Here is a 26,464-nt window from a genome sequence, read left to right on the forward strand (position 1 = left end):
GACCGCTAATGATCTATAGGTCCGGCACCACGGAAAGCCAGCAGTCGCGTCCCCGCCACCAGACGATGTGGCGATCGATCCTCTGAGCCCGATAGCGGGCCTCGGGTGTGGGGAGCACCCGGGATTTGGGTTGTTCAAGTAACGCGGAAACAGCCGGATGTCACGCACGGAGGGGGGCCTTCCGATGCGGTGAACAGTGTTGGGCGAACACGTCGAACCACTGGCGACCTGGGGGGGTTCTGTGCAGCAGGGGGAGCTAGCCGACCCGTTTTCGTCGGCGCGCGGGCAGCTGGCGAACGGGACGATCAGCCGGCCCGCGATCGACTGGGAGCAGCGGTACCGCCGTGCCGTGATCACCAGCGATACCGTGGCCACCGCCTTCGTGGTGGCAGCGATAGGCAATTTCTTCGGGGCCCGGGACGCGGCCAACTGGCATGAGAAGTGGGGAATTCTCGCATTCGGCACCGAGCTGCTGGTGCTGGGCGCGCTTGCGGTGAGCCGGTCGTGGGCTCCGGCCGTGCTCGGCCAGGGCGCCGAGGAATTCCGCCGGCTCGGACGCGCACTGTTCGCGGCGACCGTCGTGCTCGCGCTCGGCGGGATCGCCCTCACCTCGCGCAACATCAAGCTCTGGATCTTCGTCGCGATCCCCGCGATCGCGCTGGTCACCATGACCGCGCGGTATCTGCTGCGCCTCTCGCTGCACAAACAGCGCAAGGAAGGACGGTGCCTGAGACCGGTGCTCGCTGCCGGGAGCCCGGCCACCGTGCGCGATCTGATCACCCGGACCCGCAAGTTCCCGCACCTCGGCTGGCGGGTGGACGCCGTGTGCACGACGGACGGTCCCGGGCTCGACGGTGACCAGCTGGACGGAGTGCCGGTCGTCGGCCGGCTGGCGGACGTCGCGGGCCACGTCCGCCGCGACGGCTACCGTGTCGTGGCGGTCACACCGGACCCGCACTGGTCACCGGACCGGCTGCAACGGCTGGCCTGGAACCTCGAAGGCAGCGACGCCGAGATGGTCGTGGCCCCCGTGCTGATGGAGGTGGCCGGCCCGCGGCTGCACGTCGACGCGGTGCTCGGCATCCCGCTGCTGCGGGTCAGCATGCCGGCCTTCACCGGGGGCCGCCGGGTGGTCAAAGGGGTCGTCGACCGGATGGGCGCGGCGATCCTGCTGATGCTGTTCGCGCCGCTGATGGTGTTCGTCGGGCTGCTCGTGCTGGCGGACAGCAGGGGTGGGGTGTTCTACCGCCAGCGCAGGGTCGGCAAGGACGGCCGCGAGTTCACCATTCTCAAGTTCCGCACCATGGTTCCCGGGGCGCACAGGGCACGTGCCGAGCTGGCGGACCGCAACGAGGGCGCCGGCCCGCTGTTCAAGCTCCGCCGGGATCCGCGGGTGACCCGGGTGGGAGCGGTGCTGCGCCGGTACTCGATCGACGAACTCCCGCAGCTTTTCAACGTGCTCACCGGAGCCATGTCGCTCGTCGGTCCGCGGCCTCCGCTGCCGGAGGAGTCCGCTGAGTACGGCCCGGACATCCGGCGGCGGCTGCTGGTCAAGCCCGGACTCACCGGGTTGTGGCAGATCAGCGGACGCAGCGACCTGTCGTGGGAGGAGGCGGTCCGGCTGGACCTGCGGTACGTGGAGGACTGGTCGCTCGCCCTGGACACAGTGATCTTGTGGAAGACGCTGCGTGCGGTGCTCCACGGGCAGGGCGCCTACTGATGCGCGGGGGGCCGCAACTCGACGGTCCCGCCGGCGCGGGGACCGCAGGCCGCGAGCGCCTGCTTCGGGGGACCGCAGACCACAAGGGTCTGCCTGGGGGGAGGAACGGGTCATGAGAGTCAGCGTTTTCGGGCTCGGCTACGTGGGCTGCGTGTCGGCCGCGTGCCTGGCCAGCATGGGTCACGAGGTCATCGGGGTGGACGTGAACCAGGCGAAGGTCGACCTGGTCAACGACGGCAAGGCCCCGGTGGTCGAGGAGCGGATCGGCGAGCTCATCGCCGAGGTCGTGCGGACCGGAGCGTTGCGCGCCACCGGCGACGTCCGCGAGGCGATCATGGGCAGCGATGTGTCGCTGGTCTGCGTGGGCACGCCGTCGGAGCCCAACGGCGGCCTGTGCACCACGTACTTGGAGCGGGTCACCGAGCAGATCGGCGCCGCGCTGGCCGAGGGGGCCGAGCAGGGGGGCCGGCACACCGTCGTGTTCCGCAGCACCATGCTCCCCGGCACCTGCCTGAACCTGCTGGTACCGATCCTGGAGAAGTACGTCGGCGGCACTGCCGGGGTGGACATCGGGGTCGCGGTCAACCCGGAGTTCCTGCGCGAGGGCACGAGCGTGCGGGACTTCTTCGACCCGCCCAAGACCGTCATCGGCGAGCTCGACCCGGCGAGCGGCGATGCGGTGACGGCGCTGTACGACGGCTTGCCCGGCGAGGTGTTCCGGGTGCCGGTCCCGACGGCCGAGGCGATCAAGTACGCGGACAACGCGTTCCACGGCCTCAAGATCGGCTTCGCGAACGAGCTGGGCGCGGTGTGCCAGGCGCTCGGGGTGGACTCGCACCAGGTGATGGACGTGTTCCTGGCCGACCGCAAGCTGAACATCAGCCCCGCCTACCTGCGGCCCGGTTTCGCCTTCGGTGGCTCCTGCCTGCCCAAGGATCTGCGCAGCCTGGTCCACGCGGCGCAGCGGGCCGACGTCTCGGTGCCCATCCTCGCCCACGTGCTGCCCTCCAACGCCGACCATCTGCAGCGCGCGGTGGAGCTGGTCGAGCGCACCGGCAAGCGCCGCGTGGGCCTGTTCGGGCTGTCCTTCAAACCCGGCACCGACGACCTGCGCGAGAGCCCGCTCGTCGAGCTGGCGGAGAGGCTCTTCGGCAAGGGGTACGACCTGCGGATCCACGACGCCAACGTGAGCCTCTCCCGGCTGATCGGCGCGAACCGCGAGTACATCGAGACCCGGCTGCCGCACCTCGCGCAGTTGCTCGCGGATTCCGTGGAAGAGGTGCTGGAGCACGCCGAGGTGTGCCTGGTCGGGACCAGGGATCCGGCCGTGCTGTCGGCGCTGCCCCATGGTGACGGCCCGGTGATCGTCGACCTCATCCACCTTCCCGACGCCGATGCGCGCCGGACCGAACCGGGGTACGTGGGCCTTGCTTGGTGACAGATCGTTCGATGACACAGCCGGCGGCGACGGATCGAACCGGCGCGCGCTGGTCCTGGTGGAGAACCTGTCGGTGCCGTTCGACCGGCGGGTGTGGCAGGAGTGCACGACGCTGCGCGACGCGGGCTGGACGGTGCACGTCATCTGTCCGCAGGGGAGCAAGCGCGACACGGAGCCGGAGGCGGTGATCGACGGGGTGCGGATCCACCGCTACCCGTTGCGCGCGGCCACCGGGGGGCCGGCCGGCTACCTGCGGGAGTACGGATCGGCGTTGTGGCACACGGCCCGGCTGGCCCGGAAGGTCGGCCCGGTCGACGTGGTCCACGCCTGCAACCCGCCCGACCTGCTGTTCCTGCCGGCACTGTGGCTGAAGCGGCGCGGCGCGCGGTTCGTCTTCGACCAGCACGACCTGGTACCCGAGCTGTACCTCTCCCGGTTCGACCGCGGCGAGGACCTGCTCTACCGCGCCGTGTGCGCGCTGGAACGGCTGACCTACCGGGCCGCGGACGTCGTGCTCGCCACCAACGAGAGCTACCGGGACGTCGCGGTGCGCCGTGGCGGCCGGCGGCCGGAGGACGTGTTCGTGGTGCGCAGCGCACCCGCCGTCGACCGGTTCCAACCGGTGCCTCCCGAACCGGAGTTGAAGCGCGGCAAGCCTCATCTGCTGTGTTACCTCGGCGTCATGGGCCCGCAGGACGGGGTCGACTACGCCCTGCGCGCCCTCGCGAAACTGCGTGACGAGGTCGGGCGGACCGACTGGCACGCGGTGTTCGTCGGCGCCGGCGACGCCTTCGACGCGATGGTGGAACTGTCCCGGCGGCTCGGGCTCTGTGACCAGGTGCAGTTCACCGGGCGCATCCCGGACGCCGACCTGGTGCGCTACCTGTCCACCGCGGACGTGTGCCTCTCCCCCGACCCGCGCAATCCGCTCAACGACGTGTCGACCATGAACAAGGTCCTGGAGTACATGGCGATGGGCCGGCCGATCGTCTCGTTCGACCTTCGGGAAGCGCGAGTCTCCGCCGGTGACGCCGCCGTCTACGCGCCCGCCAACGACGAGGCCGAGTTCGCCGAGCTCATCGCGCTGCTGCTGGACGATCCGGAGACGCGGGCCCGGATGGGCAAGATCGGCCAGGAGCGGATCAGCGGTCCGCTCGCCTGGCGGCACTCGCAAGCGTCGCTGCTCGCCGCCTACGCCGCCGCCTGCCGGGACCGGCTTCCGGCAGGTGGGCCGGTCCGTACGGGGAAGAGGCCGCGCCATTGAGTGATGACACGATCCGTCTGGTCACGATCGGACGGATTCTCCGTCGGCGGTGGCGGCTCCTCGCCGTCCTCGCCGTGGTGGGGGCGCTCGTCGGCTACGGCACCTCGGTGCTGCTGCTTCCGCCGCGGTACACGGCGTCGGCATCGGTACTGCTGCCGGGGCAGTGGGAGGAGCGCGAACTGCTGACCCAGGTGGACATCGCGACCAGTTCGGCGGTGGTCGACCGCGCGGCCGCCACGCTCGGCTGGAAAGGCGTCAACGGCACCGAACTGCGGGACGACGTGAGCGCCGAGTCCGCCGACGGGAACATCATCAAGATCTCCGGTACGGCCGACACCCCTGAGCGCGCGCAGCGGCTCTCCGACCGGGTGGCCCAGCAGTTCGTCACCTTCGCCGCGCGGATCACAGGTGGCAGTACCGACCTCGAAGCGGCCACGGAGACCGAGGCGCTGCGGAAGAGGGTGGCGGAGACCGACCGCCGCATCACCGACCTGGCCGATGCGGCAGATCCGGGACGGACCGTGGAGAGCGTGCAGGCCCGCACCGAGCTCGAGAAGCTGCGCACCACGCTGCAGGAGGCCATGAAGAAGCTGGACGAAGCCGATCCGGCGACCGACAAGGCCGGCATGGTCGTCATGGGGCCGGCGCCCCGGCCGACCGGCGCGGCGGCGCCGACGAGGACGCAGCTCATCGTCGCCGGGGCGCTGCTGTTCTTCCTGCTCGCGGTCATCGGCCATCTCGCCGCCGCACGGGTGAGTCGCCGACTGCGCACCGAACCGGAGATCGCCGCGGCGCTGGGCTCGACGCTGCTGGGCACCGTCGACGTTCCTGCTGAACGGCCCGCGCACCGGCCGGAAGGCCCCGGCGCGCGGGCCCGGATCCGCCGGCTGCTGGGCGTCGACGTCCGGTGGGACATACCCGTCCCGCAGACCTCCGGCGACGAGACCGACAGCCGGATCCGCTACCGGCGGGTGTGCGCTCGACTCCGGGACCGGCTGCCGGCTCCACCGCGGCTGCTGGTCGTCGTACCGGACGGCGACGAGATCGCCCGCCGGGCCGCCGGGCAGCTCGTCGCCGAGGCCGAGTGCGATCCTGCCCCGAGCTGTCCGAGCGGGGGACATCCCATGCTGCGGGTGGTGGAGGTCTCGGCGGACCGGCCGATGGTGCCGGACCGCGACACCGAGTCCGGTGCCCTGGTCGTCCTCAGCCCGGGCCGCTGGACCGCGGAGGAGCTCACCGGCATCGCCGAGGCCTGCGCGGACGGCGGACATGAGGTGGTCGGCATCGTCGTCGCCGGCCCGGTCCGGGCCCGCCCGGCGCGATCTGCCGGCCATCCTCCGGACGAGGCCACTCCGGTGCTCGCCGTTCGCGGCCATGCGACGGGGGGCTCGGTGTGACGACGAGCAAGACGTCCGAGTCGTCGGCCGCCGCTCCGCTCCTCGACCTGCAGGCGCTGGTGGTGGCGGTGCGCAGGCGCCGCCGCCTCTGGTGCTCCTTGGCCCTGCTGGGGCTGCTGGTCGGCGCGACGGTGGCGGTCCTGATGCCCCCGCCGCCGACCGCGGTGACCAAGGTGCTGGTCGCGCACAAGGAGGACCAGCCGAACGACACCGGGACGCTGATCCGCACCGACGTCGCACTGCTGCACACCACGCGGATCGCCGGCCAGGCCCTGCAGTCCCTCAAGTCCCCGGAGAAGCCGGAAGACTTCATGCGGGACTACCGAGGTACCGGCTTGACCAACAACCTGCTGCAGATCGATGTGACGGGTGACAGCGACGCGGAAGCGGTGGCCCGGGCCAAGGCGCTGGCCGACGCGTTCGTCGCGGACCATGTCAAGCGGATGCGGGAGACCGCCAAGGCCGAGGCCGACGCCCTGCTCGACCAGCGTGACCGCATGCGGAAGGAACTCGCCGAGGTCAACAAGGCGATCGGAGACGGACCGCCGGAGAGCGGCCCGAAATCGTCGGCGAGCATGGAGTCCCTCTTCGCCCGCCGGGCCGAACTCACTTCGCGGATCGCCGACTTCGACCAGCGCGCCGAGGAGGCGCGCCTCGGCACGCCCCAGCTCGTCGCCGGCACACAGATCGTGGACGCCCCGCGCGCGGTGCGGCACTCCCTGCCCAGGACCGCCGCCACCAACGCCGCGATCGGGCTCGTCCTCGGGCTGGTCCTCGGACTCGCGGTGGCCGCGGTCGGCACGGTGGTGGCGGACCGCCCGGTGCTGCGCCGGGACATCGCGGCGAACCTCGGCGCCTCGGTCATCGCGGAGCTGCCCCGCAGGTCGGGCAGGCTGTGGCAGCGCCGGCGGACGCGGGCGGCACGGATACGGCTCACCGGAACCCTGGCCCGCACCGTGCGCGGTTCCGCGGAACCGGTGTCGCTGCTGGAACTGGGCTGTGCGCGCAGCACGAGCGTGATCGCCCTGGATCTCGCCCGGGAACTGGCGGCGGACGGACCGGTGGTCATCGTCGATGGCCTGCCCGGCCCGCAGCTCGCAGGCCGCCGCCCCAAGCCAGGAGACCCCACCGTGGTCGGCGGCGAGCGCGCCGCGGCCGTGTCGCCTGAGGGGTACCGGATCGGCGTCGGCTCGGTGGCGCCCGGCACGGCGTGGACCGACCTCCAGTACCTCGGCACTCAGACCGTGCTCGTCGTGCGTGCCGGGCACGGCAGCGCCGCATGGCTGCACACCGTGGCGCGGCAGCTCGCGGACCAGCGCATCGCGGTGATCGGTGTGGTGCTGATCGACCCCGATCCGCGTGACCGGACCGACGGCACGCTGTGGGACGGGCCGCACACCGCGCTGCGCGGCCGGCCCGAGCGGTCGGCCCGGCAGAACGGTGGGGGTACCTCCCACGCCGTTCAGACAGTGGCGGAGGGCCGGCATCGGACGGAGCGGCTGCCGATGTGGACGGCACGGATCCCGGGCAGCGACCAGGAGGCGCGGTAGACATGTGTGGCATCGCAGGCACTTACCGATGGCCGGACGGGAAGGTCGTGACCGACCGGCTCACCGATACCCTCGCCCACCGCGGTCCGGACGGGGCGGGCCGGTACAGCCACCCCGCCGGTGACGGCGAAGTGCACCTCGGGCACCGCCGGCTGGCCATCATCGACCTGTCCGAAACCGGCGCCCAGCCGATGGTCTCGGGCGGCCTCGTCCTGACGTACAACGGCGAGCTGTACAACGCGCCCGAGCTGCGCGTCGAGCTGGCGGCCGCCGGGGTGCGCTTCCGCGGCACCTCCGACACCGAGGTGCTCCTCGAGGCCTGGCGCCGCTGGGGCACGGACTGCCTGCCCCGGCTGCGCGGCATGTTCGCGTTCGGGATCTTCGACGAGCGGACCGGTGAGCTGGTGCTCGCCCGCGACCAGCTCGGCATCAAGCCGCTGTTCCTGCTCCGGCGCGGCGAGGGTCTGGTGTTCGCCTCCGAGCTGAAGGCACTCGCCGCCGCGACCGGCGGGACGCTGGAGGTGGACCATGCGGCACTGGTGGCCTCACTGTTGTACTACTGGGTGCCGGACTCACGGTGCGCTTTCCGCGAGGCGGAGAAGCTGCCGCCGGGGAGCTGGCTGAGGTGCCGGCCCGACGGCCGGGTGGAGCGCGGCCGGTTCTGGCACCTGAAGGACGTCGCCGCCGAGGGCCGGGAGCGGGCGCAGGCCGGCGAGCAGCCGGACATCGCCGCCGTCGTCGAGGAGTCGACCCGGCGCCACCTGCTGTCCGACGTACCCGTGGCGACCTTCCTCTCCGGCGGTCTGGATTCCAGCTATCTGACCGCGCTGGCGGCCCGTGACCGGCCCGGGATCTCCGCGTACACGATCGGGTTCCGCGCCGAGGACGCCAGGTTCGAGGCGATGCCGGACGACCTGCGCTATGCCCGGCAGGTGGCCGAGCGGTTCGGCGTCGACCTGCGGGAGATCGAGATCGCTCCGGACGTGCTCGACCTGCTGCCGCGGATGACGTACCACCTGGACGAGCCGATCGGCGACCCCGCAGCGATCAACACGTTCCTGATCTGCTCGGCCGCCCGCGAGGCCGGGGTCAAGGTGATGCTCTCCGGGATGGGCGCCGACGAGCTGTTCGCCGGGTACCGCAAGCACCTGGCCAACCTGCTCGCGCTGCGCTACCAGCGCGTCCCGCGGCCCCTGCGGCGCGGCCTGTCCAGGGCGGTGGACCGGCTGCCGGTCGCGACGAGCCGCCGGGGGTACCGGTCGGTGCGCTTCGCGAAGCGGTTCCTCTCCTTCGCCGAGCTGCCGGAGGAGACCGCGTTCCGGCGCAGCTACACCATGTACGACCAGGCGGAGCTGCTCGCGTTGGTCGATCCGGACCTGGGCGGGGCGGTCGAGGACGTGCTGACCGAGCATGCGGACGTCTACCGGGACAACGACCTCGACGACTTCGTCAACCGCATGTGCCTGGGCGACGCCCGGATGTTCCTGCCGGGCCTGAACCTCGCTTACACGGACCGGTCGAGTATGGCCGCGTCGACCGAGGTGCGGGTGCCGTACGTGGACGTCGAGGTGGTCAGGGCGGCGTTCGCCGTGCCCGGTGATCGCAAGATCGTCGGACGCCAGGGCAAGGCCGTCCTCAAGGAGGCCGCCACCTCGATCCTGCCCCGGGAGATCGTCTACCGGCCCAAGGGCCTGTTCAGCGCCCCGCTGCGCGCCTGGATGAGCCGGGACCTGGCACCGCTGGTGCGCGAGGTGGTGAACGACGGTGTGCTCGTCAATTCCGGGTTGCTGCGCCGCGACGCGCTGGCGCGGATGGTCGCCGAGGACGCCGCCGGGCAGCGGGACTTCTCCAAGCATCTCTGGCACGTACTGACCCTCGAGTACTGGTATCGCGACGCGACCTCCGGCTCCGGCTCCGGCCGGAGCCAGGCGGCCTGACGGCATGGAAACAAGAGGAGCTCGGGTGAAACAGGTTGTGCAGAACTACAAGAGCGGCGAACTGGCGCTGCTCGACGTGCCGGCGCCGGGGTGCAAGCCGGGCGGTGTGCTGGTACGGACCTCCTACTCGCTGATATCCACCGGGACCGAGCTCATGAAGGTGTCCGAGGCCGGCATGTCGATGCTGGGCAAGGCCCGCTCCCGCCCGGACCAGGTGGCCAAGGTCATGCAGAGCGTGGCCACCAACGGGGTGCCCGCCACCTACCGCAAGGTGATGGGGAAGCTGGACTCCTACACGCCGCTGGGCTACTCGCTGTGCGGGGTGGTCGAGCAGGTCGGCCCCGGGATCGACGATGTGAAGGTCGGCGACCTCGTGGCCTGCGCCGGCAACGAGCACGCGTTGCACGCCGAGCTGAACTGGGTGCCCAAGAACCTCTACGCCCGGGTGCCGGACGGCCTCGCGCCGCGGCACGCCGCCTTCGGCACCGTCGGGTCGATCGCGTTGCAGGGCGTACGCCAGGGCGAACCGCAGCTCGGCGAAGTGGCACTGGTCGTCGGCCTCGGGCTGATCGGGCAGTTGGTGGTGCAGCTCCTCGCCGCCTCGGGAGTCCGCGTCGTGGGGGTCGACCCCGACCCGGTGCGCTGCGAGCTCGCCGAGCGCCTCGGCGCGGCGGCCTGCGGCGATCCCGAGTCCGCGGCCGTGGAAGCGGCCGTCGCCGAACTCACCGGCGGTCACGGCGTGGACCAGGTGTATCTGGCCGCCGGCGGCGGCAGCAACCAGCCCGTCGAGCTGGCCGCCCGGCTGAGCCGGGACCGCGGCCGGGTCGTCGACATCGGCAAGTGCCGCCTGGACCTGCCGTGGAACGCGTACTACGAGAAAGAGCTCGACGTCCGGTTCTCCCGCAGTTACGGCCCCGGACGCTACGACCCGGAGTACGAGCTGGAGGGCCGGGACTACCCGATCGGCTACGTACGCTGGACCGAGCGCCGCAACCTGGCCTGTTTCCTCGATCTCACCGCCCGTGGCAGCGTCGACGTGGAGCCTCTGGTCTCCCACATCGCCGACTTCGATGACGCCGTCGAGACGTACCGGCGCCTGAAGGACGGCGACCTGAAGGCCGTGGCGGTGCTGTTCCGGTATCCCGACCGGGCGGGGGAAGCCGAGACCCCTGCGCAGGCCCCTTCGGTGGCCGTGCCCGCGGTGACCGTGCAGCGGAGTCCGGCCCGGGCCGCCGGGACGCCGGTGCGCCTCGCGTTCGTCGGCGCGGGAAACTACGCGACGTCGATGCTGCTGCCGCACCTGGCGCAGCGCGACGGCGTCGAGTTGTCGACCGTCGTCACCACGACGGCGCTGTCCGCGGCCAACGCGCAGCGGAAGTTCGGCTTCGCCGAGGCGACCACCGACCTCGACGCCGTGCTCGGCGACAAGTCCGTCGACGCGGTGTTCGTGGTCACCCGGCACAGCTCGCACGCCGAACTGACCCGGAAGGCGCTGCTGGCCGGCAAGGCCGTGTTCGTGGAGAAGCCGTTGGCGCTCACCGAGGACGAGCTGGCCGACGTGCTCGCGGCGGTGGAGGAGTCCGGCAACGACCGGCTGCAGGTGGGCTTCAACCGCCGGTTCGCACCGCTGTTGCAAGAGGCCCGGCAGCGGTTCGGCGCGCGGACCGGTCCGGCGAGCCTGCGCTACCTGGTCAACGCGGGCCGGCTGCAGCACGGCAGCTGGTACCTCCAGCAGGGCACCGAGGGTTCGCGGTTCGCCGGCGAGGGCGGACACTTCATCGACACGGCGAGCTGGCTGCTCGATGCCGACCCGGTATCGGTGTACGCGGTCGCCACGTCCGGCAACGACGACCTGCAGGTCGTGCTGCGCTACCCGGACGGGTCCACCGCCACCATCAGCTACGTCACCACCGGCGCGCCCGGCTTCCCCAAGGAGACGCTGGACCTGGTCGCGGACGGCAAGGTGCTGCGGCTCGACGACTTCGTCCGTGCGTCGGTGTACGGCCGCAAGCGGTGGGTCAGTTCGCGGCTGCCCAAGGCCCGGGACAAGGGCCAGAACGCCGAGCTGGCGGCGTTCATCAAGGCCGTGCGGACCGGCGGGCCGATGCCGGTGCCGCTTCAGTCGCTGGTCGCCACCACGGCCGCCACCCTCGCCGTGCAGGCCGGCCTGGCGGGCGGTGCGCCGGTGACGCTGGCGGGGGCGCGATGACCATGAGCGCGGGCTGGTACCTGCGGCGGCTGTCCCGGATGGGACCGCGGGAGGTCGGCGGACGGGTGGGCGACGCGGTGCGCAGGCGGCGGTGGCGGTCGGCGCGGCCGGACTGCCCGAGCGTGACCGGCGCCCGGTTCACCGCGGTCCTGCCCGCAGGGGCGATCGCCGCGGTGCCACCGGACGCCGCGAAACGGCTCATCGCCGAGGCGGACCGGCTGATGTACGGGCACGCCGAGTTCTTCGGAGTGGTCCGCGACGACCTGGCCGACCCGGACTGGTGGTACGACCCGAAGACCGGGCGCCGGGCTCCGTGGGGCTACGCCTTCGACGTGCCGTACCGCAACGAGGACGCGGTCGGGGACATCAAGCAGATCTGGGAGCTGTCCCGGCATCAGTACCTCACCGTGCTCGCCGCCGCCTACGCGATCACCGGGAACGAGCGGTACGCCGAGCGGGTGGCCGAGCACCTGCGGTCGTGGTGGGCGGCCAACGCGCCGCTGCGCGGGGTGCACTGGACCAGCGGCATCGAGCTGGGGATCCGGCTGCTGTCCTGGGTGTGGATCCGCCGGCTGCTCGACGGCTGGCCGGGCGCGGCCGGGCTGTTCGAGGGCAACCCGGTCGCGGTGAGCCAGATCTGGCACCACCAGCGCTGGCTGGCCGCCTTCCCCAGCCGGGGGTCTTCGGCGAACAACCACGTCATCGCGGAGGCGGCCGGGCAGCTCGCGGCGGCCTGCGCGTTCGGGTGGTTCCCCTCCTCGGCGCGCCTGCGGGCCGACTCGCTGCGGTCGCTGGAGCGGCAGCTGCGCGGCAACACCTTCGCCTCCGGCCTCAACCGCGAGCTGGCCACCGAGTATCACGGACTGGTGCTGGAGCTCGGCCTGGCCGCGGTGGCCGAGGCGGATGCCGCCGGTGTGCCGGTCCCCGACTCGATCCGGCTGGTGCTGCTGCGGATGACCGACGCGCTCGCGGCCGTCGTGGACAGCCGGCTGCGGCCGCCGCGGCAGGGGGACGCGGACGACGGGCACGGTCTGGTCGTGGACGGCGCGGGCACCGAACGCTGGGGCTCGCTGCTGGCCACCGGGGACGCCGTGTTCGGCCGGCTCGACTGGTGGCCGGCGGTGACCGGCACCGATGTGCGCACCCCGCTGCTGGCCGCGCTCATCAAGCCCACTGAACTGTCCGTGACCCGCCCGGCAAGCCGGCCGGCCCACTTCGCGGACGCGGGAATGACGATCCTGCGCGGCCCGGGAGAGATCTGGTGCCGCTGCGACGGCGGTCCGCACGGGTTCCTGTCCATCGCCGCGCACGCCCACGCGGACGCGCTGTCCGTGGAGGTCCGGCACGACGGGGTCGATGTGCTCGCCGACCCGGGGACGTACTGCTACCACGGGCAGCCCGCGTGGCGGCAGTACTTCCGGTCGACCCTCGGCCACAACACCCTGCAACTGGACGGCGGTGACCAGTCCGTCTCCGGCGGCCCGTTCCTGTGGACCCGGCAGGCCAGGAGCCGCGTCCTGGCCGTGGACACCTCCGACGAGGGGGTGGCCCGCTGGTGCGCCGAACACGACGGCTACCAGCGCTCCGTGCACCGGCGCCGGGTGGAGCTGACGGCCGCGAGCCAGGAGCTGAGGGTGTTCGACGAGGTCCGCGGCCGGCACAGTCCGCGCCGGGACGTACGCCTGGCGTTCCACCTCGGCCCGGCGATCGCCGTGGACCTGGTGGGGAACCGGGCGGTGCTCACCTGGTCCCGGGACGGCGAGAACCGCTCCGCGGTGCTCGACCTGCCCGAGCGGCTGTCCTGGCAGGCGCATCGCGGCGAGACCGATCCGCCGCTGGGCTGGTACTCCGCAGGATTCGGGCGCAAGGAACCCGCCACCACGCTGGTCGGCACCGGCTTCACCGACGGCGCGGAGGGTTTCACCACCGTGCTCAGGTTCCGCGGCTAGGGGGGCCGGCGCGTGGGGATCGAGAGGCGGCACTGGGCGTTGGCGGCGGCACCGCTGGCGCTGGCCCTGCTGTCGGTGACCGGCTGTGACAGCACGTCGGACGCCGGGGCGAAGCCGGCACCTGTGCCGTCGTCCACGTCCGTGGCCCGGGTGTGCGCCGAGCCCGCGGCCGGGCCGGCGAAGGCGCCGGCGGGAGCGGTCGCGGTCGACCCCGCGGTGGCCGGTGACCTGGCCGCGAAGACCAAGAGCAGCCCTCCGAACACCACGTTCTGGCTCCGGCCGGGCAAGCACAGGCTCGCCCCGGACCGCTACGCCCAGGTCGTCCCCAAGGAGGGGAACCGCTACCTCGGCGCGCCGGGCGCGGTGCTCGACGGGCGGAAGACCAACCAGTACGCGTTCGGCGGCACCGCCCGCGACGTCACCATCCGCTACCTGACCGTGCAGGGGTTCGTCGCGCCCCATGACGAGGGCGTGGTCAACCACGACTCGGCCGACGGGTGGGTGATCGAGCACGCGACGATCCAGAACAACTCCGGCGCCGGGCTGATGGCCGGTGCCCGCCAGCGGGTCCGCGCCAGCTGCCTGCGCGGCAACGGCCAGTACGGCATGAACGCGTACAAGGGCGAAGGCCGTATCAGCGGCCTGGTGGTCGAGGGCAACGAGATCACGGGCAACAACACCGGCGACTGGGAGCGGCGGCGCAAGGGCTGCGGCTGCACCGGAGGCGTCAAGTTCTGGGCCGTCGACGGCGCCGACGTACGCGGCAACTGGGTGCACGACAACCGCGGAGCCGGGTTGTGGGCGGACACCAACAACAACGACTTCCGCATCGAGGACAACGTGCTCGAGGGCAACGACGGTGCCGCGCTGATCTACGAGACCAGCTACAACGCGGTCATCCGGAAGAACACGATCCGGCGGAACAACTGGGCCGAGGGCCGCAAGGCGGCCGACCGCGGTGACAACTTCCCCTTCGCGACCGTGTACGTGTCCGAGTCCGGCGGCGAACCACGGATCCGAGCCCGCACGGACAAGATCGAGATCTCGCGGAACGTGCTGGAGAACAACTGGTCCGGGATCACCCTGTGGGAGAACGCCGACCGGTTCTGCAACAGCCCGGCCAACACCTCGTCCGGTGACTGCACGTTGCTGGTGCGGGACACCGACCGCTGTGCGCGGCCGGCGATCGCCACCGCGCCGCTCTACGCCGACTGCCGGTGGAAGACCCAGCGGGTGGACATCCACCACAACCGCTTCGTGCTGGACACGTCCGTCGTCCGGTGCACGGCCGAGTGCGGACGGATGGCGGTGCTGGCCAACTACGGCACCTATCCGGACTGGTCGCCGTACCAGGGCGAACGGGTGGCCGAGGCGATCACCCGCAAGCAGCACAACCGCTGGCACGGCAACGTCTACATCGGACCGTGGACCTTCGTCGCCCACGACCCGAGCCGAGAGCTCGACTCCGGGCAGTGGCAGGGCACGCCGTACCAGCAGGACGCGGGCAGCACCTTCCGCGCACAGGACGGTGGTTGAGATGGGCATGGACCGCACGTCGAGGATCGTCGGGACGGTCTGGGGGCTGCTGGTCCTCAACACGCTCGGCTCCGCCGGGGCGCAGACCATCGTCCCGCTGCCCCGCTCCCTCATCCAGATGGTCACCATGGGCGCGCTGGTGGCCGCGTTCGCACTGGCGCTCGCGATCAATCTCCGGCTGCGCATCCGAGCCGGCGCCTTCCTGTTCTGGCTCACCCTGCTGCTGGTGCCGAGCGTGATCTCCAGCGCGGACCTGGAGTCCGGGTTCGGTGCGCTGTTCCGCTGCGCCCGGCTGGCTCTCTTCGTCGGCACGCTGTGGCTGCTCAGCCGCTGGTGGGACGGCGGCCTGACGTTCGTCCGGCACCACATCCGGATGTACTACGCGGTGCTCGGGTCGGTGGCCGCCGGCCTGGTCATCTCACCGGGCGCAGCCATGCCCGAGCTCTACGGCGGGCGGCTGGTCGGGGCGTTGTGGCCGCTCACCCCGCCGCAGATCGGACAGTACGCCGCGGTGATCATCGGGCTCACCGTGCTGCTCGTCCTGGGCCGCCGGACCGACAGGGCGAGCGCGGCGGTGGTCATCGTGCCGTCGCTCGTCCTGCTCGCGTTGACCCATACCCGGACGGCCACGCTCGGCCTGCTCATCGGGCTGGTGCTGGCGATCGGCTCGCTCGTCCTGACCAGCGCCGCCGCCCGCCGGTTCTTCGCCTGGGCGGTGCTGTGCGCCACGGTGGCCGCGGTGGCGTTCAGCTCCGCGCTCCAGGCGTGGTTCCTGCGCGGGCAGAGCCAGGAGAACTTCTCCAACCTCACCGGCCGGGCGAAGGTCTGGGAAGCCCTGCTGGCTGCGCCCCGGTCGACCACGGAGAAGTTGTTCGGCGTGGGCCTGGGCGACAAGTCGTTCGGCGGGCTGCCGATCGACAACAGCTGGCTGGCCGTCTACCAGGAGCAGGGTCTGACCGGCGTCGTCCTGGTGGCGGCGGTCATCATCGTGCTGGGCGGCGTCGCCTTGCTGCGGCCACCGTCGCTGCAGAGGGCCTGCGCGATCTTCCTGATCAGCTACTGCGCGATCGCGTCGTACACCGAGGCCGGTCTCGGCGACGCCTCGCCGTATCTGCTGCACCTGGCCGTGGCGGCCTCGCTGCTGGCGGCACCGGCCGCGGCCACTCCCCTGCCGACGCCCGACGCCCCTCGACGACACGTCCCACGCTGGGCCCGAAGATCGGAGGTGACCTGAGCATGCACGTCCTCGTGGTGCACAACCGCTACGCCTCGGCGCAGCCGAGCGGGGAGAACAAGGTCGTCGACCAGGAGGTGGCGCTGCTGCGCGGGGCCGGCCACCGGGTCGAGGTGTTCGAGCGGCGCAGCGACGACATCGCCGTCCGGTCCCTGCTCGGCAAGGCCGCGGTGCCGCTCCTCGTGCCGTGGAACCCGGCGGTCCGGGCGGAGCTCGCCGCCCGGCTCCGCACCGAGCGGCCGGACGTGGTGCACGTCCACAACGTCTTCCCGCTCCTGTCGCCGGCGGTGCTGGCCGCCTGCGCCGACGCCGGGGTGCCCGCCGTCGCCACGCTGCACAACTACACCCAGGTCTGCCCGCCCGGCACGCTGCAGCGGGACGGCCGCCCGTGCACCGAGTGCGTCGGGTCGACGCCGCTGCCCGCCGTCCGGCACGGCTGCTACCGGAACTCCCGCCTGGCGACGGTGCCGCTCGCGGTCAGCCTGTCGGTCAACCGGCGGCGGTGGTGGTCCGGCGTGGAGCGGTTCTTCTGCATCTCCGCGGCGCAGCGCGACGTCCTGGTGCGGTCCGGCATGCCGGCCGAGCGGCTGGCGGTGAAGCACAACTTCGTGCCCGACCCGGACGCTCGCCGGGCGGGCGCGGGCGAGCATCTGCTCTATCTCGGCCGGCTCGCGGAGGCCAAGGGGGTGCGGCTGCTCATGGCCGCGTGGGACGAGATCGCCGCGACCGGCGGTGTGGGCGTACCGCTCGTGATCGCCGGTGCGGGGCCACTGGAGCGCGAGGTGACCGCCTGGGCGGCGGGCCGGGACGACGTGCGCCATGTCGGTCTGCTGGACCCGGCGGAGTGCCGGAAGGCCGTCGCGCGGTCGGTCGCCGTGCTGGCTCCCTCGACGTGGCTGGAGGCGTTCGGCCTGGTGGTCGTGGAGGCGATGGCGGCCGGGGTCCCGGTCGTCGCCGCCGGTCACGGCGCCTTCGTCGAACTTGTCGAGGACGGTGTGACCGGGCTGCTGCACCAGCCGGGCGACGCGGCCTCGCTCGCGTCCCGCACACGCCGGATCGCGGCCGAGCCGGACCGCAACCGGGAGATGGGCCAGGCCGCCCGGCGCCGTTACGAGCAGGGGTTCAGCCCGGCCGTCGGCCTGGAGCGCCTGGTGGACGAGTACCGCACCGCGATAGCGGGTCGGACGGAATCAATGGGGGGCAGTAGATGACACGATGCCGACTGTGCGGCTCGGCGACGCTGGCGAGCGTCGTCGACCTGGGGGCCACGCCACCGTGTGAGAGCTTTCTCGCCGCGGACCAACTGGACGAGCCGGAACCGGCGTACCCGCTGCACCTGCGGGTCTGCACCGACTGCTGGCTCGCGCAGATCCCGCCGCTGATCACACCGGAGGAGACGTTCAAGGAGTACGCGTACTTCTCCTCCTACTCGACCTCCTGGGTGGAACACGCGCGCACGTTCGTCACCGACGCCGTACAGCGCCTTGCTCTCGGCCCCGACGCCTTCGTGGTCGAGGTCGCGAGCAACGACGGGTACCTGCTGAGGCACGTGGTGGACCGGGGGATCCGCTGCCTCGGCATCGAGCCGTCGGTGAACGTCGGCGCCACGGCGCGCGAGGCGGGCGTGCCCACGCTCACGGAGTTCCTGAGCCCGGACACCGGCTCGGCCGTCCGTGCCGAACACGGCCCGGCGGACCTGGTCGTGGCCAACAACGTGTACGCGCACATCCCCGACGTGGTCGGGTTCACCCAGGGGCTGCGCGCCCTGGTCGCCGACGACGGCTGGGTCTCCATCGAGGTGCAGCACCTGCTGACCCTGATCGAGGAGAACCAGTACGACACGATCTACCACGAGCACTTCCAGTACTACACGGTCGCCGCCGCGATCCGGGCCCTGGCGAGCGGCGGACTCGCGCTCGTGGACGTCGAGCTGCTGCCCACGCACGGCGGCTCCGTCCGGCTGTGGGCCCGGCCGGCCGAGGTGGCGGGCGAACCGAGCGGGCAGGTGGCCGACGTGCTGGCCCGGGAGAAGGCCGCCGGCCTGCAGGAGCTGTCCGGGTACACCGAGTTCTCCGCCCGGGTGGCCAAGGTGCGCCGGGACCTCCTCCAGTTCCTCATCGAGGCGGCCGAGCGCGGCGAGACGGTCGTCGGCTACGGAGCCCCGGGCAAGGGCAACACCCTGCTCAACCACTGCGGCATCCGGCCCGACCTGCTCGCGTACACGGTCGACCGCAACCCCTACAAGCACGGCAGGTTCACCCCGGGCACCCGCATCCCGATCCTGCCGCCCGAGCAGATCGCCGCCGACAAGCCGGACTACGTCCTCGTCCTGCCGTGGAACCTGCGGGCCGAGCTGGTCGAGCAGCTGTCCTACGTGGGCGACTGGGGCGGCCGGCTGGTCTTTCCCATACCGGAACTGAGCATTGTCGAGGTCAAGGCATGAAGGTCGTTCTGTTCTGCGGCGGTTACGGCATGCGGATGCGCAACGGAACCTCCGACGACGTGCCCAAGCCCATGGCGATGGTCGGGCCGAGACCGCTGATCTGGCACGTCATGCGCTACTACGCGCACTTCGGGCACACGGAGTTCATCCTGTGCCTCGGGTACGGGGCCCACCACATCAAGGACTTCTTCCTCAACTACGAGGAGACGACGTCCAACGACTTCGTGCTGAGAGGCGGGCGGACCGAGCTGCTGTCCACCGACATCTCGGACTGGACGATCACGTTCGCGCAGACCGGCATCGAGTCACCGATCGGAGAGCGGCTGCGCCGGGTGCGGCACCACCTGGACGGCGACGAGATGTTCCTCGCCAACTACGCCGACGTGCTCACCGACGCCCCGCTGCCGGAGATGATCGACCGGTTCGCCCGGCGCGACGCGGGTGCGTCGATGATGGTGGTGCCGCCGCAGTCGTCGTTCCACTGCGTGGAGCTGGGCGAGGACGGCCTGGTGGGCGGCATCACCGCGGTGAGCGAACTGCCGCTGTGGGAGAACGGCGGCTACTTCGTGCTCCGCCAGGAGGTCTTCGACCACATCCCGGAGGGCGGGGACCTGGTCGCCGACGGATGCGCCCAACTGGCCAAGCGGGGCCGGCTGGTGGCGCACCAGCACCGCGGCTTCTGGAAGCCGACCGACACCGTGAAGGAGCGGGCCGCGCTCGACGAGGCCTACGCCCGCGGCGACCGCCCGTGGGCCGTGTGGGAAAAGGACAGCGCGGCGGTGAGCGCGTGATCCGGCTCGGCGCCGGGCGCCTGGACCGGATCGTCGCGGTGGGCGCGCACTGCGACGACATCGCCATCGGCGCCGGCGGCACGCTGCTGACGCTGTGCCGCGCGCGGCCGGGGGTCCGCGTCGACGCACTGGTGCTCTCCGGCGGCGGCAGCGAGCGGGAGCAGGAGGAGCAGGCCGCGCTCGCCGCCTTCTGCCCGGGCGCCGACCTGCGGCTGACCGTGCACAAGCTGCCGGACGGGCGGTTGCCCGTGCACTGGGACGAGGCCAAGGCCGCGGTCGAGGAACTGCGCGGCCAGACCGACCCGGATCTCATCCTGGCCCCGCGCACCGACGACGCGCACCAGGACCACCGCGGCCTGGCGCAGCTGATGCCGACCGCGTTCCGCGACCACCTCGTGCTCGGCTACGAGATCGTCAAGTGGGACGGCGATCTCGGCCGTATGGCGGCGTACCAGCCGCTGACGCCGGAGATCGCCGAAGAGAAGGTGCGGCTGCTGCAGGAGCACTACCCCTCGCAGCGGCACCGGCCCTGGTACGACCGGGAGGCCTTCCTCGGCCTGGCCCGGATCCGCGGTATCGAATGCCACGCGCGCTACGCCGAGGCGTTCGCCGTCACCAAACTCACGCTCCACCTGGGGGGATGAACCATGCGCGTACTGCTGACCGGACACCAGGGATACCTGGGCACCGTGATGGCCCCGGTCCTGACGGCCGCCGGGCACGAGGTCGTCGGCCTCGACGCCGGCCTGTTCGCCGACTGCGTCCTCGGCCCGACGCCCGCCGACCCGCAGGGGCACCGGGTCGACCTGCGTGACGTCACAGCGGAACACGTGGCCGGCGTCGACGCCGTGATCCACCTTGCCGCGCTCTCCAACGACCCGCTGGGATCGCTGGCACCGGAGCTCACCTACGACATCAACCACCACGCGTCCGTACGGCTGGCCCGGCTGGCCCGCGACGCCGGAGTGCGGCGCTTCCTCTACGCGTCGACCTGCTCGGTCTACGGTGCCGCCGGCGGCGACGACCTGGTGGGCGAGGACGCCCCGCTGCGCCCGGTGACGCCCTACGCGGAGTCCAAGGTGCGGGTGGAGGACGACCTGCACGCGCTGGCCGACGGCGACTTCACCCCCGTGTTCATGCGCAACGCCACCGCCTTCGGCCACTCACCCCGGCTGCGCGCCGACATCGTGCTGAACAACCTGGTGGGTCACGCGCTCCTGTCCGGCGAGGTCCTGGTGCTCTCCGACGGCACGCCCTGGCGCCCGCTGGTGCACGCCGCCGACATCGCCCGGGCCTTCACGGCCGCGCTGACCGCGCCGCGGGACGCGGTGCACGACCGGGCGTTCAACATCGGCAGCGAGATCAACAACGTCACGGTCGCCGAGATCGCCGAGCAGGTCGCCGAGGCGGTACCCGGATCCAAGGTGGTGATCACCGGGGAGACCGGTGCCGACCCACGCTCGTACCGGGTCGACTTCTCCCGGTTCCGCACCGCGATCCCCGGCTTCGACTGCGAGTGGACGGTGAAGCAGGGCGCGCTCGAACTCGCGGACGCCTACCGGAAACACGGGCTGACCCGGGAGGACTTCGAGGGCCGCTTCACCCGGCTTGCCGTGCTGCGCTCGGCGTCCGACGCCGGTGCCGTGGACGACACCCTGCGGTGGCGCGGATGACCGCGGCCGGCGAACGGCCGGCGACCGCGCCCGGGGACGAGATGTACGCCCTGGTGGAGCGGTTGTACCCGCTGTGCCGGAGCATCACCGGCGACGGTGTGCGCGCCACCCTGGACATCGTCGGGGAGCACATCCCGCTGCAGGTGCACGAGGTGCCGACCGGGACCCAGGTGCTCGACTGGACGGTGCCGCAGGAGTGGAACATCCGGGACGCGTACATCGCCGACACCGACGGCAACCGGATCGTCGACTTCGCCGCGTCCAGCCTGCACGTGCTCGGCTACAGCGTGCCGGTGTCGGCGACCATGCCGCTGGCCGACCTGCGCGCACACCTGCACACCCTGCCGGACCACCCGTCCTGGGTGCCGTACCGCACCAGCTACTACCAGCCGGAATGGGGCTTCTGCCTGGCCCAGGAGACCCTGGACGCGATGCCGGACGGCGAGTACGAGGTCCGCATCGACTCCACCCTCGCCGACGGCCACCTCACCTACGCCGAGCACATGGTCCCCGGGCAGGTCCCCGACGAGGTGATCGTCTCCTGCCACGTCTGCCACCCGTCGCTGGCCAACGACAACCTGGCCGGCATCGCGGTGGCGACGTTCCTGGCCCGGGCGCTGGCGGAGCAGACGCCGTACTACACCTACCGGTTCATCTTCGCGCCCGGCACCATCGGGGCGATCACCTGGCTCGCGCGCAACGCGGAGCGGGTGGACCGGGTCAAGCACGGGCTGGTGCTGGCCTGCGCCGGTGACCCGGGCTCGCTGACGTACAAGCAGAGCAGACGCGGCGACGCCGAGATCGACCGGGTGATGCGGCATGTGCTGGCCGCCTCCGAACGCCCGCACCGCGTCACCGAGTTCACTCCGTACGGCTACGACGAGCGGCAGTTCTGCTCGCCCGGGTTCAATCTCGGCGTGGGCTCGCTCACCCGGACCCCGTACGCCGGCTACCCCGAGTACCACACCTCGGCGGACAACCTGGACTTCGTCTCCCGGGAGGCGATGGCGGACACCCTCGCCGTCTGCCGTGAGGCGTTCGCCGTCCTCGACCGCAACCGGCAGTACGTCAACCTCAGCCCCTACGGCGAACCGCAGCTGGGCCGGCGCGGGCTGTACGACGCGCTCGGCGGCCGCAGCGACACCAAGCAGGCCCAGATGGCCATGCTCTGGGTGCTCAACCTCTCCGACGGCGAGCACAGTCTGCTGGACGTCGCCGAGCGGTCCGGGCTGCCGTTCGACACCGTCGCCGCCGCTGCCGACGCCCTGCACGGCGCCGGGCTGATCAAGGCATGACGCCGATGACCACCGAGAGGGCGAAGACGACGAGACCGGCCGGATCCGCCCGGCGGGCCCTCGTCGGCCGGCTGTCCTGGGGACTGGCCGACCAGGCGGCCTCCAGCATGACCAACTTCGCGGTGGGGATCTACGTGGCCCGCTCGCTGGGGGTGACCGCGTTCGGCGTGTTCAGCCTGGCCTGGGTGACCTACGGCGTGGTGCTCAACGTCTCGCGCGGGCTGGCCACCGACCCGCTCGTGGTGCGCTTCAGCGGCGTGCCGGACGCCTCCTGGCGCGCGGCGGTGGCCCGGTCGTCGGGTACCGCGCTCGGCGTCGGTGCCGCCCTCGGCGCGGCGTGTCTGGTGGCCGGGCCGGCTCTCGGCGGCAGCGTGGGGGCCGCGTTCGCCTGCCTCGGCGTCGTACTGCCGGGGCTGTTGCTGCAGGATGCCTGGCGGTTCTCGTTCTTCGCCGCCGGCGCCGGGCGGAAGGCGTTCGTCAACGACCTCGTGTGGGGCGTCGCGCTCGTCCCGGCCATGGTGGTGGCGGCCCGCGTCGGCAGCGTCGGGGCTTTCGTGCTCGCCTGGGGCGCGTCCGCCGCGGTGGCCGCCGGGTACGGCTGCCTCCAGTCCGGCATCCGGCCCCGGATGACCGGGGCGCGCGGGTGGCTTCGCGAGCAGCGCGATCTCGGCTACCGGTACCTGGTCGAGAACGTCAGCCTCAGCGGCGCGAGCCAGCTGCGGGCATACGGGCTCGGCGCGATCGTCGGGATCGGCGCCGTGGGTGCGGTGCGGGGCGCCGAGCTCCTCCTCGGCCCGTTCCTCGCCGTGCTGATGGGGCTGTCGCTGGTCACTGTCCCCGAGGCGGCTCGAGTGCTGCGGCAGGCGCCGCACCGCCTCGGCACGTTCTGCCTCCTGCTGGGCGGCGGGCAGGCCGCCGCCGCGCTGCTCTGGGGCGGGTCGCTGCTGCTGGTGCCGGACCGGCTCGGCGAGCTGGTGCTCGGCGGCGTCTGGCACTCCGCCGCGGCGCTCATCGTGCCGGTCACCCTCGGCGTCGCGGGCGCCGGCCTCGGCACCGGCGCGGCGGCCGGGCTGCGCGCGCTCGGCGCGGCCCGGCACAGCCTGCGCTGCCAGCTGTTCGCCTCCGCCTGCTATGTCGGCGGCGGGCTCGGCGGGGCGGCCGTGGCCGGCACGGCCGGCTCGGCCTGGGGCGTCGCCGCCGCGACCGTCGGCAGCTCGGGCGTGTGGTGGCTGCACCTGCGCTCCGCCCGGCGCGAACACCACCAAGACCCGATCCGCGAAGTGAGGACGCCATGACCGCCCACCCCCGGCTGAGCATCGGCCTGCCCGTGTACAACGGCGAGGAGTACCTCGCCGAGGCGCTCGACGCCCTGCTCGGCCAGACCTACGAGGACTTCGAGCTGGTCGTCTCCGACAACGCCTCGACCGACGGCACCCGGGACATCTGCCGCAAGTACGCGGCTCAGGACTCGCGCATCCGGTACATCCGGCTGACCCGGAACATCGGCGCCGCGCCGAACCACAACCACGTCTTCACCGAGTGCCGCGGCGAGCTGTTCAAGTGGGCCTCGCACGACGACCTGTACGCCCGGGACCTGCTGCGGCGCTGCGTCGAGGCGCTGGACGAGCGGCCGGACGTGATCCTCGCGCACAGCGGCCAGGCGGTCATCGACGGCGACGGCCAGGTGAAGGTCCCGTACGAGTACGGTCTCGCCACCGACTCGCCGCACGCGCCGGAGCGCTTCCGCAGCCTGCTGTTCGAACCCGGCGGCGACGACTTCTACGGGGTGATGCGGGCCGACGTGCTGCGCCGGGTGAAGCCGCACGACAGCTACCACCACGCCGACCGCACGTTCGTCGCCGAGATCACCCTGCACGGGCCCTTCCACCAGGTGCCGGAGCTGCTGTACTTCCGCCGCGACCACCCCACCCGCGCCGAGCGGGCGAACCCGTCCAAGCGCTCCCGGTGCGTCAACCTGGACCCGCGCCGGGCCGGACCACTGCACCCGACGCCCCGGCTGCTCGCCGAGTACGTCTGGGGCTTCGCCTCGGCGATCCGGCGGGCGCCGTTGTCCCCGGCGGACCGGCGCGCGTGCTACCGCCACCTGGCCGCGTGGATGACCAGCCGGGTCCGGCCGGGCGCCGGCGAGCGGGTCGAGGACCGCGCCCCCATCGACCCGGACCGGCTCACCGTCTCCGTCGACGCCCTCGTCGCCGGCCGTGAGAGGAGGCGGGCATGACCCCCGTGCGGGTGGGGGTGTTCGGCCTGCTCGGCTCCGGCAACCTCGGCAACGACGGGTCGCTGGAGGCCGTGCTCGGGTACCTCCGCGCCGAACACCCGGAGGCCGTCGTGGACGCGCTGTGCGGCGGGCCCGAGGTCGTCGCGGCTCGGTACGGGATCCCCGCGACGCGGCTGCACTGGTACCGCGGGGAGTACAGGACCGCGTCGCGTGCGGGCGCGATCGCAGCGAAGGGTCTGGGCAAACTCGTCGACGCCTTCCGCACCGCTGCCTGGGTACGCCGGCACGACGTGGTGATCGTGCCGGGCATGGGCGTCCTGGAGGCAACGCTGCCGCTGCGGCCGTGGGGGTTCCCGTACTCGCTGTTCCTGCTCTGCGCGAGTGGCCGGCTGCTGCGCACCCGGGTGGCGCTGGTCGGCGTCGGCGCGGACGCGATCGGCGACCGGCCGACCCGGGCCCTGGTGCGCTGGTCGGCGCGGCTGGCCGCGTACCGCTCGTACCGGGACGCCCTGTCCCGCGACGCGATGCGGGCGATGGGCGTGGACACCGCGCGCGACGAGGTCTACCCGGACCTCGCCTTCGCCCTGCCGACGCCGCCGGCGAGCGCGCCCTCGGGCCCCCCGGACCCGCCGGGCCCGGTCTGCGTAGGCGTCATGGCCTTCCACGGCGGCAACGACGACCGCGCCCGGGCCGAGGAGATCCACCGGCGCTACCTCGACGGGGTGACCCGCTTCGTCCGCGCGCTGGTGGCGGACGGCAGGCCGGTCCGGCTGCTCACCGGCGACGAGTGCGATGCGCCGGTGGTCGCGGCGATCCTCGACGCGGTGGACTCCCCGCTGGTCACCGCCGCCGAGGCCGCCTCGCTGGCCGACCTGATGACGGAGACGGCCGCTGCCGACACCGTGGTGGCGACCCGGTACCACAACCTGGTCTGCGCCCTGAAGGCCGGAACGCCGACACTCGCCCTCAGCTATGCGGCGAAGAGCGACGCGCTCATGGACCGGATGGGCCTCGGCGCCTACCGCCACCCGGCGCGCGAGGTCGACGCCGACCGGCTGCTCGAACAATTCCGGGCGCTGGAGAAGCGATCGGCGGAACTGCGACGGATCCTCACCGAGCGGAACCAGACCACCGCCCGGCAACTCGAGGACCAGTTCACCGCCCTGACCGCGGCCCTGTTCCCGGCGCCCGACCACACCCACGCCCACACCCACACGTATCGGGAGGCTCGATGAAGGCGACCGAAGTCCCGGAGATCGCCGGCGCGTACCTGTTCGAGCCGACGCCGTACGCCGACGAGCGCGGCTTCTTCTGCCGCACCTTCGACGCCGACGTGGTCCGCTCGGCCGGCCTCGACCCGGACGCCTTCGTCCAGGACAGCCTGTCCCGCTCGGTCCGGGGCGTGCTGCGCGGCCTGCACCTGCGCTCCGGCGCCGGCGAGGCCAAGCTGGTGCGGTGCTCGTACGGAAGGATCTTCGACGTCGTCGTGGACCTGCGACCGGACTCGCCGACCTACCTGGGCCGGGCCTTCTTCGAGCTGTCCGGCGACACGCAGGCGACCCTGTACATCCCGGCGGGCTGCGCGCACGGCTTCCAGGCGCTGACCGAAACCGCCGACACCTCGTACCGGATCGACCGCCCGCACGATCCGGCCGAGGACGTGACGATCGCCTACGACGACCCGGAGCTCGCCATTCCCTGGCCGCTGCCGGTCACATCGATGTCCCAGCGGGACCGGGAGGCGCCGAGCCTCGCCGAGGTCCTGAAGCACAGCGAGAAGTGAGGACCG

Annotated in this window: 20 protein-coding genes; all 20 read left to right on the forward strand. The window is 72.2% G+C overall.

Features of this window, described 5'->3' with window-relative positions; genetic code table 11:
* Positions 1-241: 241 nt before the first annotated feature.
* The 20 genes from MQE23_RS11830 to rfbC all read left to right on the forward strand — a co-directional run bounded on the left by MQE23_RS11830 (position 242) and on the right by rfbC (position 26,458).
* A complete protein-coding gene (locus tag MQE23_RS11830) occupies positions 242-1,720 on the forward strand; it encodes a sugar transferase (protein WP_020272379.1) in 1,479 nt (492 codons plus the stop codon).
* Between the two features lie 112 nt (positions 1,721-1,832).
* On the forward strand, positions 1,833-3,158 hold the full coding sequence (locus MQE23_RS11835) for a nucleotide sugar dehydrogenase (RefSeq protein WP_037668947.1): 1,326 nt from the start codon (positions 1,833-1,835) through the stop codon (positions 3,156-3,158).
* Positions 3,148-4,422, forward strand: a complete 1,275-nt coding sequence (locus MQE23_RS11840) for a glycosyltransferase family 4 protein (protein WP_037668960.1) — start codon at positions 3,148-3,150, stop codon at positions 4,420-4,422. Before MQE23_RS11835 ends, MQE23_RS11840 begins: the two co-directional genes overlap by 11 nt.
* Positions 4,419-5,819, forward strand: coding sequence for a Wzz/FepE/Etk N-terminal domain-containing protein (locus MQE23_RS11845; protein ID WP_243379131.1), 1,401 nt, complete (start codon positions 4,419-4,421; stop codon positions 5,817-5,819). Before MQE23_RS11840 ends, MQE23_RS11845 begins: the two co-directional genes overlap by 4 nt.
* A complete protein-coding gene (locus MQE23_RS11850) occupies positions 5,816-7,369 on the forward strand; it encodes a Wzz/FepE/Etk N-terminal domain-containing protein (RefSeq protein WP_020272375.1) in 1,554 nt (517 codons plus the stop codon). Before MQE23_RS11845 ends, MQE23_RS11850 begins: the two co-directional genes overlap by 4 nt.
* 2 nt (positions 7,370-7,371) lie before the next feature.
* Positions 7,372-9,306 carry an asparagine synthase (glutamine-hydrolyzing) gene (gene asnB / locus MQE23_RS11855; RefSeq protein ID WP_037668945.1) on the forward strand — a complete coding sequence of 645 codons (1,935 nt, stop codon included), beginning with the start codon at positions 7,372-7,374 and terminating at the stop codon, positions 9,304-9,306.
* Between the two features lie 25 nt (positions 9,307-9,331).
* Positions 9,332-11,515 carry a bi-domain-containing oxidoreductase gene (locus tag MQE23_RS11860; protein WP_243379133.1) on the forward strand — a complete coding sequence of 728 codons (2,184 nt, stop codon included), beginning with the start codon at positions 9,332-9,334 and terminating at the stop codon, positions 11,513-11,515.
* Positions 11,512-13,464, forward strand: coding sequence for an alginate lyase family protein (locus MQE23_RS11865; RefSeq protein ID WP_243379134.1), 1,953 nt, complete (start codon positions 11,512-11,514; stop codon positions 13,462-13,464). The genes MQE23_RS11860 and MQE23_RS11865 overlap by 4 nt, the downstream gene beginning before the upstream one ends.
* Positions 13,465-13,476: 12 nt before the next feature.
* Positions 13,477-15,000: a right-handed parallel beta-helix repeat-containing protein gene (locus MQE23_RS11870; protein ID WP_243379136.1), complete on the forward strand. Its 1,524-nt coding sequence runs from the start codon at positions 13,477-13,479 to the stop codon at positions 14,998-15,000.
* Position 15,001: 1 nt separating this feature from the next.
* Positions 15,002-16,234 (forward strand): O-antigen ligase domain-containing protein, encoded by a 1,233-nt coding sequence (locus tag MQE23_RS11875; protein ID WP_243379138.1) that lies wholly within the window; start codon positions 15,002-15,004, stop codon positions 16,232-16,234.
* Positions 16,235-16,236: 2 nt separating this feature from the next.
* Positions 16,237-17,445, forward strand: coding sequence for a glycosyltransferase (locus MQE23_RS11880; protein WP_243379139.1), 1,209 nt, complete (start codon positions 16,237-16,239; stop codon positions 17,443-17,445).
* Positions 17,442-18,677, forward strand: a complete 1,236-nt coding sequence (locus MQE23_RS11885; protein ID WP_020270927.1) for a class I SAM-dependent methyltransferase — start codon at positions 17,442-17,444, stop codon at positions 18,675-18,677. The genes MQE23_RS11880 and MQE23_RS11885 overlap by 4 nt, the downstream gene beginning before the upstream one ends.
* A complete protein-coding gene (locus MQE23_RS11890; protein ID WP_020270928.1) occupies positions 18,674-19,468 on the forward strand; it encodes a sugar phosphate nucleotidyltransferase in 795 nt (264 codons plus the stop codon). Before MQE23_RS11885 ends, MQE23_RS11890 begins: the two co-directional genes overlap by 4 nt.
* Positions 19,465-20,112, forward strand: coding sequence for a PIG-L deacetylase family protein (locus MQE23_RS11895; protein ID WP_020270929.1), 648 nt, complete (start codon positions 19,465-19,467; stop codon positions 20,110-20,112). Before MQE23_RS11890 ends, MQE23_RS11895 begins: the two co-directional genes overlap by 4 nt.
* A gap of 3 nt (positions 20,113-20,115) precedes the next feature.
* Positions 20,116-21,141 carry an SDR family oxidoreductase gene (locus MQE23_RS11900; RefSeq protein WP_243379140.1) on the forward strand — a complete coding sequence of 342 codons (1,026 nt, stop codon included), beginning with the start codon at positions 20,116-20,118 and terminating at the stop codon, positions 21,139-21,141.
* Positions 21,138-22,436 (forward strand): DUF4910 domain-containing protein, encoded by a 1,299-nt coding sequence (locus MQE23_RS11905; protein ID WP_243379142.1) that lies wholly within the window; start codon positions 21,138-21,140, stop codon positions 22,434-22,436. The genes MQE23_RS11900 and MQE23_RS11905 overlap by 4 nt, the downstream gene beginning before the upstream one ends.
* Positions 22,433-23,731, forward strand: a complete 1,299-nt coding sequence (locus tag MQE23_RS11910) for a hypothetical protein (RefSeq protein ID WP_243379144.1) — start codon at positions 22,433-22,435, stop codon at positions 23,729-23,731. The genes MQE23_RS11905 and MQE23_RS11910 overlap by 4 nt, the downstream gene beginning before the upstream one ends.
* Positions 23,728-24,675 (forward strand): glycosyltransferase family 2 protein, encoded by a 948-nt coding sequence (locus tag MQE23_RS11915; RefSeq protein ID WP_243379145.1) that lies wholly within the window; start codon positions 23,728-23,730, stop codon positions 24,673-24,675. The genes MQE23_RS11910 and MQE23_RS11915 overlap by 4 nt, the downstream gene beginning before the upstream one ends.
* On the forward strand, positions 24,672-25,910 hold the full coding sequence (locus MQE23_RS11920; protein ID WP_020277322.1) for a polysaccharide pyruvyl transferase family protein: 1,239 nt from the start codon (positions 24,672-24,674) through the stop codon (positions 25,908-25,910). Before MQE23_RS11915 ends, MQE23_RS11920 begins: the two co-directional genes overlap by 4 nt.
* Positions 25,907-26,458 carry a dTDP-4-dehydrorhamnose 3,5-epimerase gene (rfbC, locus tag MQE23_RS11925; protein WP_020277321.1) on the forward strand — a complete coding sequence of 184 codons (552 nt, stop codon included), beginning with the start codon at positions 25,907-25,909 and terminating at the stop codon, positions 26,456-26,458. The genes MQE23_RS11920 and rfbC overlap by 4 nt, the downstream gene beginning before the upstream one ends.
* Positions 26,459-26,464 lie beyond the last annotated feature (6 nt).

Origin of the sequence: Streptomyces sp. HP-A2021 (assembly GCF_022807935.1) — a bacterium.
GTDB lineage: Bacteria > Actinomycetota > Actinomycetes > Streptomycetales > Streptomycetaceae > Streptomyces > Streptomyces afghaniensis.